Genomic DNA, 13,268 nt, shown 5'->3' on the forward strand with positions numbered 1-13,268 from the left:
ATTATACTTTAAAGGTCGTCTTTCTGAAAGATGTTTTTAAATCCGAAAGGTGTGTAAAATAAAATGGGTTCATTAACCTACCACGCCAATACTGGTTGTCTCTTTAACTTTATAGCCACTTATTTTCTTTTAATAAAAAATTATATTCTGAATTATCACCTTACATCACTGGGCTGGATAATTATTTTTTCAATAATCAGGCCATTTATTTTAATTCCAATTTCTGTCCTGGCCATTGAGACTAGGTAAGTAATTCTGGAGTACCGGTATCATTCTCCTCCCACTCGAAAAGAACAAAAAAAATGCAGGAAGCACCTGCATATATAATCTCTGCATTTTTTTATTCCTCTGCATCCTCCTCAGTTACGGGTGCGTCAGGATTTGGCCAGCAAACTTTAATGGATAGCTTGCGTTCTTCCTCATCTTCGTCGTATTTAATCTTATATTCCAGTTCGACATCCTCTGGAAATTCGATTACTCCATCTTCCACTGTTAGAGAGCGCGAGGCCATTCTCATCATTACTTCCTGCATGAACTTCATAAATTCAGCCTTTGAACCAACATACTTTTCACTATAATCCACAAAAAATCCTCCTTCTTCAATTAATGTATTTTATATTATTAGCAGACACTTTCAGATGTGCATGTATTTGGAAAAATTTTTAAGATTAGATCAATTATAAAAATCTTACACCACCTGGGGTTTATTCTCATAAGATATAATGGAATGAATTTGCATTTAACTTTAGGAGGATCGCACATGTCTTCTGCTTTATATGATATCGCCAATACAGTACTTCTGGAGTATGGGAAAAAACCTGGTGAAATAAAAATAATACAAAGTGGCGGAATTAAGACGGTGTGGAAAATAAAATCAGGCAATGAAACTCTTTGTCTGAAAAGACTTCGACACAGCAAGGACAAAGCACTATTTTCAATTAACGCGCAAAAGCATATGGTGCGTAAAGGAGCCAGGGTGCCCGGAATCTTCCCGGCTCTCAATGGTAAAGATTATGTAGAATTTCAGGGGCATCTATTTGTTCTCTACAAATGGATTGAGGGCCGAAGCATTACCTTGTCACGAGATTTAAAAGTAGCCATGGAGGGCTTGGCGCAGTTTCATGTTGGTTCGGCCGGTTACATTCCTCCTACAGAGTGCCGTATATCTTCCAAGCTTGATCGAATGGTCAATTATTATCAATCAGTTTTAAAACGTTTTGATGAATGGCAAAAACAATCGCTGGAGAAGCCGCAACACCCTGTATGCCGGGCTTTTTTAAATGAAATAAGCGAAATGACCGAGGTTGGCATGGATTGTGTAAAATTACTGGAGCTCTCTGATTATAGCAATTGGGTTAACGACATAAGAGAATTAGGCAATTTATGTCACCAGGATTATGGTGACGGAAACGCATTAATTACGTCGGACGGAGTATACGTACTGGATTTGGACGGAGTAACCTTCGATCTCCCCAGTCGGGATTTACGTAAAGTTATTATTAAAATAATGTCAGGGCGCAGCAGATGGGACCTGGAGCAAATAAATGAAATCCTCGCCTGGTATGAAAAGATAAACCCGTTGGATGATGGGAAGCGCCGGGTTTTATACATTGATTTACTATTTCCCCATGAATTGCATGACACCGCAAAAAATTTTTTCATCAAGGGAAAGTCCATCAAACCCGGTGAAATATCTTTAACATGTTCAGTGGCCAGGAGAAAAATTCAAATGTTATCTGCGTTAATCAAAGGAGAGTGAAACGGGTGCCTCCATCCACCACGAAACATATGGATTTGTTATCTAACGTTTTAAATCAATACAATGTTACAAATGCGCAGGTATTTGAAATTAGGGACAAGGGCAAAAAGACGGTTTGGCAGGTAAATTTGGGTGATAAAAAGATGGTTTTAAAAAAAATGCCCTCCTCAGTTGCGCAGACTAAATTTATTACAGACGCGGCAAGCCATTTGATCAGTGCCGGTGTGCGTATACCTAAATTAGTTAAAACTAAAAGCCAGAAAAATTTTGCCTCCGCAAATGATCTGGCTTATATTTTAATGGAATGGGTTGGTGGTAAAAAACCTGATTATAACCGCGATACTGAGGCAATATTATCCTCTTTGGCAGCTTTCCATCGTGGTTCCTTGGGCTTTAACCCTTCCTCGGGAAGTGACTGCCGCTCCCATCTGGGTACATGGCCCGAGAGTTACCAAAAGAAAAAAAATCAGTTGCAGGCCCATTTCCAACATGCCCGTGAACTCAGGGATAAAGATGAATTCTCAGAAATTTTTTTGCAAAATTCTGAACTTGCCTTTGCAAGAATAGCGCAGGCAGTTAAGAGGCTGGAAAAATCGGACTACAAGGAATGGTTGGAATTGGTCCGGACCAGGGGGGGGCTTTGTCATCAGGATTTCACCCCGAAAAACTTAAAAATGCAGAGCGACGGGGGAATAACTGTTTTTGATCTTGACTCCATAACAGTCGATATCCCGGCGCGGGATTTGAGAAAAATCATCAACAAGATTTTGAAAAAAGAAGGAAGTCGAAAAGTCAAGACACTAAAACTCATAGCAGCAGTTTATCAAGATAATTATCCGTTGACTAAAGGACAATGGGAAGTAGTGGCTGCCGATCTTTTATTTCCTCACCTATTTTGTGGTGTAGTTGACAAGTATTATCTTAACCGGGCTCCCGACTGGAGTCTCGGTAAGTATGTGGAAAAGCTTAAACAATCAATCCGGACGGAAATAAATAAAGAAGAAGTAATTTTACAGATACTTGAACAAACAGTTAATAAGCATTAATGTTATTTCAATTTTAAGCACATCTTATTTTACTGATTCATATAATAAACTACCTTTGTTTTAAATGAATTAAGGCATGTGAATTGGCAATTATTTGGTAACAGGTAACAAAATGTTAAAAATAAATTATAAGGAGGGGTTAAATCTATGCAACATATCGAAGCGTCCAATTCTAAACCAGCTTCTAAAAAATATAGAGAGATTATTACCAAAGCTATTTGTGGCAATGCTAAAAAATTTTTTCGTTTAAGTCAGTTCATTGACATCCCGGAAGGTCAACACCCGACTGACGTATTGGGAACTACTATTACCATGCTTGAGCTTACCAATAATACAGGCATCAGTGAAGCAATGTCAAGGGAAGAACCAGGTATCAACATAAGCGGCACTTTTGAAGTACATGTCTGGTATGCTCATAAAAATTCAACTGACGTGGCCAGGCAAAACGTACAATTTGAAGAAATTATTCCCATATCGGAATTCGAGAAGGGCATCATCAGTCTGGTTGACGCCAAGGTAGAAATTATCAAGAGTCCTGAATGCCTTGAGAGCACTATTACCAAGGATAACAAAATTAAAATTAACGTGGAACTGGGGGTTTACGCTGAAATAGTTGGTGAAACGAAGGTTTCGGTATGCATCTATGAGCCTAACGGGGAGGAAGATGACGACTAAGAGCTTACAGATAAAAGTGAACTTATAGCGCAACAGGACCTTGCTTCCATACCCGGGCAGGGTCCTGTTGTGCTTTAAATCGGGGACATTCCTCCGAAGGAGGTGTCCCCTTTCCGCAAAGATATAAATAAATTCCTTTAACAGTGCTCGATTGCGGCATATATTTCCATTATCTCCCTGGCTACTCTGCCCCAGTTATATTTCTCCTCAGCCATTTTTCTGCCCCGCTTCCCCATAGCCAGTGCTGTTTCCGGATTTTCAAGCAAATATTTGATAGCCCAAGCGAAATCCCCGCTATTGTTATATTCAGGGACAATGATCCCGTTGCCATATCCTTCAACAACTTCAGCATTACCGCCCCGGTCTGTTGTAATAATCGGCAGTCCTGCGGCCATGGCCTCGTAGTGTATTCTGGCTAATGGTTCCTGCCATTGTGACGCGCATATAAAAATATCACCGGCGGAAAAAAACTCAACGACCTGCCTGGGTGGTATAAAACCGGTAAAAATTATATGCTTTTCAGGTATATTTTTGGCTAAATTATATACGTGTGTTACATAGGCATCTATCCTATTGCTCCCGTACCACTTGCTGCCCACCACCATCAAAATTGTTTGCGGATATTTTTTTAGGACTTCTTCCATGGCCGAAATAACAAGATGTACTCCCTTTTTCTCTGAAAACCTTGTGACAACCAAAACTAATTTGCCGCTCCCGATGCCAAACTGGCCTTTAATTTTTTGCCTTATTTCCCTGGCCTTTTCTGTCCATACGGGTTGAAATTCGTCGGGGTTTACCCCTGAATAGACTGTTCTAACTTTACCGGTGGCAGGAGGATATCTGTTTTCCACAGTCTTTTTAATAAAATCGCTAACTGTGACAACCTGATGCACAGCTTCAAGACAAAAAGCAGCCTGCTCATTGCCAATCTTGTTAGGGGCAAACATTTCGTTATGAAGGCTCAAGACAAACTTGCTGCCGGGAGAGGCGGTATAAAAAGATTTAAATGATTGGGGCCGATTGAAAATGTGCACGATTTCGAACTGTCCTGCGGACAATTCCCGGGAAACCAGTGCGACGTAATTATTTTTACTGCTGGCAGGCACCCGGCAATACTCAACACCGTTAAGTATCTCGTGATCTTTCAGCTCCGGATCACTAATAGAAAACACTGTTAGCTGGTGCTTTTTATTTAGAAAAGGAACGATACCTTCAATATATAATTGAATTGCTCCGCCGCGGACCGGAGGTACAGGTAATTTTTCACTGCAAACTAAAGCAACCTTCATTTTATCACCATACCCGTTAGGTTATTTGGGGAATATTTATTTTTTTTTATTTATCGATTTTCTGACGTCCTATAGAATAATACTTAAAAGCAAACTTTTTCATTAAATCAGGTTCATAAATATTTCTCCCGTCAATTATCACTTTGCTTTTCATTAAGCTTCCCACCTTGTTCAGGTCGGCGTTCACAAATTCTTGCCAATCGGTTAATATCAACAAAGCTTCCGATTCCCGGGCAGCCTCGTATAAGTCGTTACAATAATGCAGGTCAGGATGCAGCAGCTTAAAATTAGGCATTGCTGCAGGATCATATACCTTAATCAGACAACCCAATTCTTTGAGCTGTGCGATTACCTCCAGGGCGGAGCTTTCCCTGATGTCATCGGTCCCCGGTTTAAAAGACAGGCCCCATACCCCGATTGCCAAACCCGTCTGTTCGGGCAATAATTTACTTAATTTTTTCACAAACTTGCGGCGCTGGTCTGAATTAACCTGCGCAACTGAACGGAGAAGCCTCATTTCACAACCTGCTTTTTGGCCGGTGGCAATCATGGCGCTAACATCTTTAGGCAAACACGATCCTCCGTAGCCTAATCCTGCTTTTAAAAAATGAGGTCCTATCCTGGAGTCATAACCTATTCCCTCCGCCACCTTGGTTATATCTGCTCCAACCTCTTCACATACGCAGGCGATCTCATTGATAAATGAGATCTTTGCAGCAAGAAAAGCATTTGCGGAATACTTGATCAACTCAGCGTTTTCCCAATTAGTTATTATAATACGTTCACAAATATGCTTATAAATGTTTGTCAGTGTTTTTGTATAACTGCTCCGTTCCGTGCCGATAATAACCCGTTCCGGATGGAGAAAATCGTAAACAGCGTTACCTTCACGCAGAAACTCGGGATTGGTAAGCAGTTCGAAGTTCTGACTCCTGCGCTGCTTTTGCAGGCATTCATTAACCAATCGGGTAGTTCCTACGGGGACCGTACTTTTTAAAACTATAGTTTTAAAGTCATCAATATTTTTACCGATCTCTTCCGCTACCTGCAGAACCCTGCTCAAATTCGCGGAACCATCCTTGTTGCATGGAGTGTCCACAGTAATAAAAATCATGCCAGCGTTTTTTACACCTTCATTAAGATTGGTTGTATATTCAATTAATCCCGCACCTCTGGCTTTACCGACCAAATCAGCCAAACCTGGTTCGTAAATCGGTGTTTCCCCCGATTTCAAACGGGCTATTTTGTCACCGTCACGATCTACCAAAGTAACACTATGTCCCATACCCGTCAGACAGGACCCCGTTACGAGGCCCACATATCCTGATCCGATTACACATATACGCACCTAGAACACCACCTAATAAAGTCTTCAGATAAAATATCTTTAAAATTATTACTGTTTATCCTTAATTTGGTAGTACTTAAGCTGTTGGGAACTATGAACTATGTATCTAATAAATCATCAAACCACTGGAATTGGCTCCTCAGACCCTGTTCAAGGCTGGTTTTAGACTTGTAATTTAAATATTTTTTTGCTTTTTCCAGGTCGGCAAGAGTATCGACCGGGTCACCTTTTTGTCCTTCTATATGTTTGAACCTTAGCTTGCCACCTGAGATTTTTTGCAAAATTTCAATTATTTTAAGGAGGTTCGCCCTGCTCCCCCCGCCAATATTTATAACTTCACCACGAGCATCGGACTTGGCGGCAGATATGGTTGCCTCTACAATATCTTCGACGTAAGTGAAATCTCTGGTTTGTCTGCCATCGCCGTAAACATAAAATAACTCTCCTTCTTTCAGGCACCTGATCATTTTTGAAAAAGCCATATCGGGTCGCTGTCTCGGGCCGTATACCGTAAAATAGCGTAAGGCCACGGTAGGAATTTGGTAATTGTGCCAGTAGGTGTGGCAAATTTGTTCAGCAGCGAATTTTGTTACCCCGTAAGGCGAAATAGGTTTTGGCAAGCTTGCTTCTTGCATAGGTAAATTACATATTCCGTAAACCGAGGAGCTTGAGGCATATACAAACTTTTTAATAGAGATGTTTTTTAAAAACTCCAGAAGCTTTTGGGTTGTTAACACATTCAGGTGTAAGTAATTTTGGAAGGTCTGACCCCAACTTAACCTAACTCCCGGTTCTCCGGCCAGATGAAAGCAGTAATCAATATCTTTGGCAAATAATGAAAGGTCTGCACTCAATATATCCGCTGAATAAAAAGCAACATTTGGCTGGTTGATGTATACCTCAATATTCCGTTTCTTTTGCTCCTGGTTATAATAATTGGTAAAGGAATCAATGCCATACACATAAAAACCATTTGAGACAAGCTTTTCAACCAAGTGGGAACCTATAAACCCAGCCGCACCTGTAACCAAGCATTTATTCATATCGCACCCCTTTGATGTAATTATTACATCTTATGTGGGAATTGGCATTTGGTTACAGACAAGGAATGCCCACTATGTAATTGGTGTTTTGCTATTTTTTTGATAATAAACAAAATATTAAAATTCAACTTGCAAATTGCTGTTCATATTTTTGCAAGTCTTTTTGGGATAATAACCTCAAACGATTTTGGGAGGTAATTTTTATGTCTAATAGGCTTGCCAATGAAAAGAGCCCGTACCTGCTTCAGCATCAAAACAATCCGGTGGACTGGTATCCCTGGAGCGAGGAAGCCTTTGAAAAAGCCAAGGGAGAAGGTAAACTGGTGTTCCTTAGCATAGGCTATTCCACCTGTCACTGGTGCCATGTAATGGAGCGTGAATCTTTCGAAGATGAAGGAGTAGCAGAGCTGCTTAACCAAAATTTTATTTCTATTAAAGTAGATCGTGAAGAACGGCCGGACATTGATAATATCTATATGAGCGTATGCCAAGCGCTTACCGGCCAGGGGGGGTGGCCGCTAACGATTATCATGACGCCCGAAAAAAAACCTTTTTTTGCAGGCACTTACTTTCCCAAAACCTCAAAATGGGGAAGGGCGGGCCTGGTTGACATTTTGCAACAAGCGGCCCGAAAGTGGCATGAGGAAAAGGACGCTGTTCTGGAAGCCGCGGAAATGATCACCCAACATATACAGCACGAACCTATTGGCAGGTTCGAGGGAACCGTTGAGGATGTTATTGAGCAAGGATATAACTATTTTCTACAGGCTTTTGATGCAAAGTACGGAGGATTTGGCACCGCACCTAAATTCCCAACCCCGCATAATCTTTTATTTTTAATGCGTTATTATCAAAAAAACGGTGTCAGGCCGGCTCTGGGCATGGTGGAAAAAACACTTAGATCAATGTACCTCGGTGGAATAAACGACCACATCGGCTTTGGGTTTTCCCGGTATGCTACTGATGAAAAATGGCTGGTGCCGCATTTTGAAAAAATGCTATATGACAACGCCTTGCTGGCCCTGGCTTACCTTGAAGCCTATCAGGCCACAGGATCGGCTTTTTACGCTGACGCAACCAGACAAATTTTTAGTTATGTCTTAAGAGATATGACCAGTCCCGAAGGCGGGTTCTATTCAGCTGAAGATGCTGACTCTGAAGGAGTGGAAGGGAAATTTTATGTCTGGACGCCTTCTGAAATAATTAAAGTTTTGGGTAAAGAAAAAGGCGATGTTTTCTGCCGTGTATACGACATTACAAATGAAGGCAATTTCGAAGGTTATAGCATACCCAATCTTATAGCCGGGACTTTGCAAGAAAAAGCCGGTGAACTTATGGTAAATGAAACTGAACTGGCCAAAGAAATGGCAATCTACAGAGAAAAGCTTTTTCAGCGAAGGGAAAAGAGAGCCAGGCCTTACAGGGACGACAAAATATTAACCGCCTGGAACAGTTTAATGATCGCTGCTCTGGCCAGAGGTTCGTCCGTGCTCAATGATCAAAGCTATTTGAATGCAGCCCAAAAAGCTCTGCAATTTATCATGACTCATCTGGTAGAAAGCAATGGCAGGCTTATGGCCCGTTATCGGGACGGCGAAGTCGCACACCCTGCTTATTTGGACGATTACGCCTTTTTAACCTGGAGCCTGCTGGAACTTTATCAAGCTACTATGGAAGATGAGTATTTAAGTCAGGCCATTAAATGGGCGAAGTTAACCCGGGATCTTTTCGGAGACCAGGCCAGGGGGGGGTATTTCTTTTATGGGTCTGATGCTGAATCACTTATCACCAGGCCCAAAGAAATCTATGACGGCGCCATCCCTTCCGGTAATTCCGTTATGACCTGGAACCTGCTTCAATTATTTACAGCTACCAATGATGATAATTATATAAAACCTATCGAAAAACAAATAGCTGCTTTTTTGGGAACTGTCGCAGGCCACCCCGGTGGTTATTCATTCTTTTTAACTGCGCTATTGTTTGCGGCGGACAAATGCGCCCAGTTAATTAATGTTAGAAGTCAAAACCAAGAAACTCAAATGGAACCCCTGCATTTACCACCTGATGATAATGCAGCCAGTGCTGCTGGTAACCAAATTCAGGAGATAAATTAAGTTATCAAAACATCTGTCATTGCCGGGAGTGAAACGATTATAAACTTGCATTGTACTGCAATAAGCAGCTATGTTACAATGTGACTGACTGAAGTGGCAGGGATGTGACGTTGCTTGGCTACGCGAGTATTGGTTGCCAATGCGGAAAAAAGCTACCATAACCAGCTTATTGAAATTTTACAAAGGTCCAGTTATTTGGTGGTTGCTGAACAAAATGAGGCCAAGGGTGCGCTGCAGGCAGCACTGCAAATTGACCCGGACGTGATTATAATAGATGATAATCTGCCAGGTGGAAGTTTATCTTTAGCCAGAGACATTTATGATCATCACATAGCGCCTGTTTTAATAGCTACCTCATATTCTGAAGAGGATATGATGGAAATTGCCAAAGCAGCGGGTGTATTCGGCATGATCTTAAAACCAATACACGAAACAGGTATTTTACCTGCCATTGAAACAGCAATTAATACATTTAATAACGTTAAAACGTTGGAAAGAGAAATTAAAAAGCTCAAACACGAAATTGAGCAAAGAAAGCTGCTTGAAAGAGCGAAAGGCTTACTCATGGATAAAAAAGGTTTTTCTGAAGGAGAAGCGTTTAGATACCTTCAGAAGGCCAGTATGGATAAATGCATTCCAATTACTAAAGTAGCCAAAAATGTAATTGCCAAGTTACAGGTTAGATGATATATTTGATGTATACAATATTCCTTGCTGCTAATTGTTGATTTTTCTATATTATTACTTATAATTAAGGTTGCGGGTAAATTGAGTCAGGGGCAATGACGTCCCAAGCAGTCTGCGATGCAGGCATGCTTGGGGCGTTTTTACTTTCCGCAATTGTTTACCCAAAGGAGTAGGTTATGTTGAAAACTTTTACTAAAAATGATGTTCTGGAAAAAGCTGCAGAGTATAATGTTAAATTTATTAGACTCCAATTTACCAATATTTTCGGCACGTTAAAAAATATTGCTATAACCATTGAAGAACTTGAACGGGCGCTGGAAGGACAGATAAGCTTTGACAGCTCTGTTATCGAGGGTGTGGTAGGTCAAAATGAAGCTGATATCCTACTTTACCCGGACCCTTCCACATTTGTGATATTTCCCTGGCGTCCGCGGGAGGGGGCGGTGGCAAGGTTAATCTGCGACGTGCTTAATCCCGACGGAAAACCCTTTGCCGGCTGTTCCCGTTCGATACTTAAGAAAAACCTGGCACTGGCGGAAAAACTCAACATGCAGTTTCAGGTTGGAGCTGAAATAGAGTTTTTCTTATTCCAAACCGATGATACAGGAAAGCCCACTGTAACCACGCATGACCAGGCAGGCTATTGCGACCTTACCCCTGTGGACATGGGTGAAAACGCCAGGCGGGACATGGTGTTAACATTACAGGAAATGGGTTTTGACGTTTCTTCTTCGCATCATGAGATTGCGCCCGGACAGCATGAAATTTTTCTTAAAGATGACGACGCCTTAGCTATGGCAGACAGCATCACAACTTTTAAGTTTGTTGTGCGTACAATTGCCCAGCGGCATGGCCTGCACGCAACTTTTATGCCTAAACCGGTTTCGGAATATAACGGATCGGGACAGCATCTTTTGTTGTCTTTATGGCAAAACGACAGCAATTTGTTTTACGACGAAAGCATTTCTGAAGGCCTTAGCAAAACAGCCAAACAATTTATAGCCGGTCTTTTGGAACATGCCGGGGCGCTTACAGCCGTGGCTAATCCACTGGTTAATTCTTATAAGCGAATTTCTGCAAACGACCTGGCACCGATTCTGGCAGGTTGGTCCGAAGGCAACCGCAGCACAATGATTCGTGTCCCATCCTGGCGCGGGCCGGGTACCAGGGCCGTACTCAGAAGTCCCGACCCGGCGGGGAATCCTTACCTGGTAATGTCAGCTGCTTTGCAGTTTGGCCTGGACGGTATTAAGAAATCTCTAGTGCCACCGGAACCACTGGCTAAGGACATTCCAGCGTGGGAAATAAAAAAGGTCATCAGGCAAATGGGCTTGCCCAGGAACCTTGAAGATGCTCTCAGGGCATTTCGGCAGGATAAAACTGCCTGGTACGCTCTTGGAGAGGCAATTTCTTCCCGCTACCTAGAAGAAAAAGAAAATGAGTGGGAAAGATTTCAATCAAAAGTACATCCCTGGGAACTTGAAGAATACCTGCGCAATTATTAAAAGAAGGAGGTGCTCCGGCAATATCTTTTGCAGGTTGATTATTCAAGTATAAATAGAAAAAATCAGAGATGTAGATAGAAACCGGTATCAGATAACCGGTAATGCATAATTTTGTTATAGGAGGATGTAATTATGAGTTTTAGTCATGGAATCAACGCCAGCGCAGCAACATTAACACGTTTGCGTACCGGTGAAAGCAAGTGTCCGTACAGTGGCATGTGTGTGACATGTCTGGACGGATGCCCGGGGCTGTGCGAAATCGGCAAATCAGCCTTAAGGGGTAAAGAAGTACTATATCCCCAACCATTTGGCAAAACAACATCAGCTTCTGAAAAAGAATATCCTGTTGACTATTCACATTTTAACATTATGGGTACGGCGGTTGGCGCTTACGGGATAGCTGCAGATTCAGATCAGGCCATTTTCCCCGCTGTTAACCTGGAAAGTGCCGTTGGTGCGAATGGTGATATCAAGTTGAATTTGCCGGTTGTTGTTGCGGGAATGGGATCAACAAACGTCGCGTCCAATAACTGGAACCACCTGGCGGCAGGTGCTGCCATTTGCGGTGTTGGCATTGTGATAGGCGAAAACGTTTGCGCAATGGACCCCAATTCCGAAATCCAAAACGGGCGTATCGTCCACTCACCCAATATGGCAAGAAGAGTTAAGGATTTCCAGGAATGGTATAACGGAAAAGGTTTTATTGCGGTTCAAGCCAATGTAGAGGATACTTCACTGGGTACCCAGGAATATGTTCTGGAGAAGCTTGGTGTTGAAGCTGTTGAGCTTAAATGGGGCCAGGGAGCTAAGGACATCGGTGGAGAGGTTAAGTTGGATTCCCTGGAAAGAGCATTGCAGCTTAAGAGTCGTGGCTATATTGTGCTGCCCAATCCTGAAGATCCCAAAGTCCAGGCTGCCTTTAAAGCCGGAGCCTTCGGGGAATTCGAACGTCACTCCAGAATAGGGTTTGTAGAATATGAATCATTTATGTCCAGAGTTGAGCATCTGCGTAATGCCGGAGCCAAATATGTAATGTTGAAAACCGGCGCCTACCGTCCGGCAGACCTTGCTCGTGCTGTTAAATATGCTTCCGATGCCAAACTGGACCTGTTGACCGTTGACGGAGCCGGTGGCGGCACAGGTATGAGTCCCTGGCGGATGATGAATGAGTGGGGCATACCTACTGTTTATATTCAAGCACTGCTGGTTAAGTATCTTGATAAGCTTGCCGCCAAAGGTGCTTATATTCCCCCTGTGGCCATTGCCGGAGGGTTTACCCTTGAAGACCATATGTTCAAGGGTCTGGCTATGGGGGCGCCATATACAAAGGCAATTGGTATGGCCAGGTCTGCCCTTACCGCTGCAATGGTTGGTAAAAATGTCGGTGAAGGCATTAAGAACGGCAAAGTTCCGAATGAACATAAAAAGTACGGTGAAACTCTGGAACAAATATTTATCGGTGCCGAAGAGCTTAAAGATAAACTGGGCGCCGGGGAATTCAGCCGTCTGCCCGTTGGAGCAATTGGTGTTTATAGCTACTTTGAGCGCCTGGCTCAAGGATTGCGCCAATTTATGTGCGGAGCCCGCAAGTTCAGCCTGGAGCATATGACCAGGAATGATCTGGTTGCTTTAACCAGAGAAGCTTCGGAAGTAAGCGGTATTCAATATATTATGGATTGTGATGCTGATGAGGCGGAACAAATCCTAAGTTAAACAAAATAAGACATTTTTTAAGTATTGCTTTTTAAGAATTAACTAGTTTATAATTATTATAATGAAAAATTAGTGATACAATGTCGTAT

General features: G+C 42.3%; 11 protein-coding genes. 7 read left to right on the forward strand and 4 right to left on the reverse strand.

Annotation, left to right across the window (positions count from 1 at the left end):
- Positions 1-340: 340 nt before the first annotated feature.
- Entirely contained in the window at positions 341-583 is a 243-nt protein-coding gene (locus BM056_RS01650) for a hypothetical protein (RefSeq protein ID WP_092468069.1), read from the reverse strand.
- Positions 584-760: 177 nt separating this feature from the next.
- Here BM056_RS01650 and BM056_RS01655 point away from each other — a divergent pair, with 177 nt between their 5' ends.
- From BM056_RS01655 to cotE, 3 genes are all read left to right on the forward strand, one after another.
- Positions 761-1,759 (forward strand): CotS family spore coat protein, encoded by a 999-nt coding sequence (locus tag BM056_RS01655; protein ID WP_165613317.1) that lies wholly within the window; start codon positions 761-763, stop codon positions 1,757-1,759.
- Between the two features lie 29 nt (positions 1,760-1,788).
- On the forward strand, positions 1,789-2,805 hold the full coding sequence (locus tag BM056_RS01660) for a CotS family spore coat protein (RefSeq protein WP_165613318.1): 1,017 nt from the start codon (positions 1,789-1,791) through the stop codon (positions 2,803-2,805).
- Positions 2,806-2,952: 147 nt separating this feature from the next.
- Entirely contained in the window at positions 2,953-3,480 is a 528-nt protein-coding gene (gene cotE / locus BM056_RS01665) for an outer spore coat protein CotE (protein WP_092468075.1), read from the forward strand.
- Positions 3,481-3,617: 137 nt separating this feature from the next.
- On the opposite strand, the gene BM056_RS01670 is transcribed toward cotE, so the two are convergent.
- The 3 genes from BM056_RS01670 to BM056_RS01680 all read right to left on the reverse strand — a co-directional run bounded on the left by BM056_RS01670 (position 3,618) and on the right by BM056_RS01680 (position 7,160).
- Positions 3,618-4,769 (reverse strand): glycosyltransferase family 4 protein, encoded by a 1,152-nt coding sequence (locus BM056_RS01670; protein WP_092468077.1) that lies wholly within the window; start codon positions 4,767-4,769, stop codon positions 3,618-3,620.
- Positions 4,770-4,815: 46 nt separating this feature from the next.
- Positions 4,816-6,117 (reverse strand): UDP-glucose dehydrogenase family protein, encoded by a 1,302-nt coding sequence (locus BM056_RS01675; RefSeq protein ID WP_092468079.1) that lies wholly within the window; start codon positions 6,115-6,117, stop codon positions 4,816-4,818.
- Positions 6,118-6,215: 98 nt separating this feature from the next.
- Positions 6,216-7,160: an NAD-dependent epimerase/dehydratase family protein gene (locus tag BM056_RS01680; protein ID WP_092468081.1), complete on the reverse strand. Its 945-nt coding sequence runs from the start codon at positions 7,158-7,160 to the stop codon at positions 6,216-6,218.
- 203 nt (positions 7,161-7,363) lie between these two features.
- On the opposite strand from BM056_RS01680, the gene BM056_RS01685 reads away from it, so the two are divergent.
- From BM056_RS01685 to BM056_RS01700, 4 genes are all read left to right on the forward strand, one after another.
- Positions 7,364-9,274: a thioredoxin domain-containing protein gene (locus BM056_RS01685; protein WP_092468083.1), complete on the forward strand. Its 1,911-nt coding sequence runs from the start codon at positions 7,364-7,366 to the stop codon at positions 9,272-9,274.
- 114 nt (positions 9,275-9,388) lie between these two features.
- Positions 9,389-9,961: an ANTAR domain-containing response regulator gene (locus BM056_RS01690; RefSeq protein ID WP_092468085.1), complete on the forward strand. Its 573-nt coding sequence runs from the start codon at positions 9,389-9,391 to the stop codon at positions 9,959-9,961.
- Positions 9,962-10,140: 179 nt separating this feature from the next.
- Positions 10,141-11,466, forward strand: coding sequence for a glutamine synthetase family protein (locus BM056_RS01695; RefSeq protein WP_435050946.1), 1,326 nt, complete (start codon positions 10,141-10,143; stop codon positions 11,464-11,466).
- Positions 11,467-11,598: 132 nt separating this feature from the next.
- Entirely contained in the window at positions 11,599-13,179 is a 1,581-nt protein-coding gene (locus tag BM056_RS01700; protein ID WP_092468089.1) for an FMN-binding glutamate synthase family protein, read from the forward strand.
- Positions 13,180-13,268: the final 89 nt, after the last annotated feature.

It is taken from the genome of Desulfotruncus arcticus DSM 17038 (genome assembly GCF_900113335.1).
In the GTDB taxonomy this organism is placed as follows: Bacteria; Bacillota; Desulfotomaculia; order Desulfotomaculales; family Desulfallaceae; genus Desulfotruncus; species Desulfotruncus arcticus.